Origin of the sequence: Sphingomonas sp. CCH10-B3 (genome assembly GCF_001556185.1) — a bacterium.
GTDB classification, from domain to species: Bacteria; Pseudomonadota; Alphaproteobacteria; order Sphingomonadales; family Sphingomonadaceae; genus Sphingomonas; species Sphingomonas aquatica.
The window spans coordinates 1-2,495 of sequence record NZ_LSIJ01000048.1 but is presented as its reverse complement, the minus strand read 5'-3'; the positions used below and the strand labels follow the sequence as shown (position 1 = coordinate 2,495).

The following is a 2,495-nucleotide window of genomic DNA, read 5'->3' as shown; positions in this document are numbered from 1 at the left end:
GAGTGGGAGGGGTGGGCCGTTTCAGCTGAATGTCCGTATCGTGTTCCACTGATCGGCGGCTAGCCTCTATCGCCGTATGTATCCTGCTTCTAAGTGATGACATGAGCAAGGCGTTGGAAAACAATCTGTCCGTCATGAAAGAAGGGCTGAACCGGAATTGCATGGCGAACTCCTTAAAAGCACCAAAATTTGACGCTCCGAAAGAATGAATCGTCAGATTAAGATAGCGTGCGTGTTCTGCGGGAAGCCGCCTGAAGAACGTACAAAAGAGCACGTTTTGCCGCAGTGGCTTCTTGAGCGGACGGGCGAACCGAAACGCACGGTGACGCTCGGATACAGGATGGACGCAGAGAGCATGGCGTTCAGTCCGCACTCACACTCATTCTCACAATTTACTTTCCCGGCATGTAAAGCCTGCAACGAGCGGTTTAGCGCGCTCGAATCTTGCACCGCACCTATAATGGAATCATTATTGGAGGGCGGGCCGGTGTCGTCGTCGGAGCTCGATGTCCTCCTCGACTGGTTTGACAAGGTTCGTATTGGGCTTTGGTTAGGGAACCGTATGCTCGGCACTAATCCATTTATCGTGGACGAGCCAAAGTTCCACATCGATCAAAGACTGGGGACAGCCGACCGCGCACTTTTCATTACACGTCATCCAAACACAATCGGGCAGGGACTGACGTTCTCCGGCGTAGGTACACCACTGTTTGGATCGATGCCCAGTGTTTTCGGGCTTAGGATTAATCACATAAGTTTCATCAATATCTCTGCGGCAGGAATATTATCTCACCGGTTGGGACTTCCCTATCCGATCGACAAGAAAATTAGAACACCAGACGGTGTCCGTTACACAGGCACTCTTGCCTTCGGAACTGGTCGGATCAAGGCGCCGCTGATTCCCTTCCGATACCCGGCTCGCGCCTTGAAGATTTACCAGCCTCTTTACCCTTTTCCTCTTTTGCCCGAGGTCGAAAGGCTGTTCCGGTCCGAGGATGTACGGAAACATTTTCAAGATATTCCAAATCTTCGTGGGCACATCTTTACAGAAGCAAACGGCAAGGTGACTCGACTGGAAGCAATCGAGGCGACGGAATACGCTGCCATGTTAGCTGAACCTGACCCGCTTTTTCCGGAGCTGTGGTCCATAGCGAGCCTCCAGCTCCAAAATATTGTCAGCGAAAGCTCATTTTGGGGCGGACCGCCCGTCGACGAGCGCATGTACCTACGTCGGCGGAAGATGATGACTAGCCTGCGGCGGCTCAATGACGTTTGGATCAAGGGTACCCGGAGGCAATTCGCGGAGCTTCAAAAGCGGCGGGATGCTAGAAATGTTCTACGAGAAACAAGCTCCTAAATGACATCTCAACTAGCTTTGCGATTGGACAGAAGTAGATTCGTACTTAATAACCGATAGTGTAGCGGGGACCCGCATCCCTACTCCACCAACCCCTCGATCGCTTCCGCCAGCTCGATATCGCGCGAACTCAAGCCGCCTGCGTCGTGCGTCGTCAGCAAAATCTCCACGCGGTTCCACACATTCGACCATTCGGGGTGGTGATCGGCCTTTTCCGCCAGCAGCGCGACGCGCGTCATGAAGCCGAACGCCTCGACGAAATCGGCGAACGTAAAGGTGCGGCGGATGCCGTCGCGCGCATCGTCATAGTCCCAGTCGGGCAGGCCATCGAGCGCTTCGGCGCGTTCGGCTTCGCTCAGGGGTTCGATGGGGGCTTCGATCATGTGCGCATCCTCTTGCCGTGGCTTCGTCCCCATGCCTATCACCGGCGCATGATGGGGCAAGCACCGACTATCGAGCAGATCGAACGCCACGCGCGGGCGGTCTTGGGCAAACTCCCCGAGCCGTTCGCGAGCCATTTGCGCGATATCGTGCTGATCGTCGAGGAATTCGCCGATGAGGAAACGCTCGCTGAAATGGAAATCGAGGATCCGTTCGCGCTGACCGGGCTTTATCACGGGACCCCGGTGGGCGAAAAAGCGAGCGCGAGCGGGACCTTGCCCGATCGCATCCACCTCTATCGCCGCCCGATCCTTGATGAGTGGTGCGACACCGGCGAGCGGCTCGACCATCTGATCGCGCATGTCGTGATTCACGAAGTCGGCCACCACTTCGGGCTGTCGGACGAGGCGATGCACGCGCTGGAGGAAGCGGCCGAGGCGCGCGCGTGATCGCATTCGAGCGCGTGGCGTGCGCGCGCGGCGGGCGGATGCTGTTCGAGGATGTGAGCTTTTCGGTCGGCGCGGGCGAGGTGCTGCTGGTGAGCGGCCCGAACGGCGTCGGCAAGTCGAGTTTGCTGCGCGTCGCGGCGGGCTTGTTGCCGCCTGAGGCGGGGGCGGTTGTCGGCGAGGCCAAGCGCGGGTGGCTGGGGGAACTGCACGCGCTCGATCCTGAACTGCCGTTGGGGCGGGCTTTGGGGTTTTGGGCGGCGTTGGACGGGGCTGTCATTGAGGACGCGCTGGTCGAGGCGGGGCTGGAT

General features: G+C 57.9%; 3 protein-coding genes and 1 pseudogene. 3 read left to right on the top strand and 1 reads right to left on the bottom strand.

Annotated elements, in window-relative coordinates:
- Positions 1-205 precede the first annotated feature (205 nt).
- Positions 206-1,357 (top strand): hypothetical protein, encoded by a 1,152-nt coding sequence (locus AX672_RS08405; protein ID WP_168727397.1) that lies wholly within the window; start codon positions 206-208, stop codon positions 1,355-1,357.
- Between the two features lie 80 nt (positions 1,358-1,437).
- Here the strand turns inward: AX672_RS08405 and AX672_RS08400 are convergent, their stop codons facing one another.
- Entirely contained in the window at positions 1,438-1,740 is a 303-nt protein-coding gene (locus AX672_RS08400) for a 4a-hydroxytetrahydrobiopterin dehydratase (protein WP_066650703.1), read from the bottom strand.
- Between the two features lie 48 nt (positions 1,741-1,788).
- On the opposite strand from AX672_RS08400, the gene AX672_RS08395 reads away from it, so the two are divergent.
- Both AX672_RS08395 and AX672_RS19270 read left to right on the top strand, forming a co-directional pair.
- Positions 1,789-2,187: a metallopeptidase family protein gene (locus AX672_RS08395; protein WP_066650701.1), complete on the top strand. Its 399-nt coding sequence runs from the start codon at positions 1,789-1,791 to the stop codon at positions 2,185-2,187.
- A pseudogene (locus AX672_RS19270) lies at positions 2,184-2,357 on the top strand (ABC transporter ATP-binding protein); the annotation flags it as partial. The gene AX672_RS08395 and the pseudogene AX672_RS19270, both read left to right, overlap by 4 nt.
- Positions 2,358-2,495: the final 138 nt, after the last annotated feature.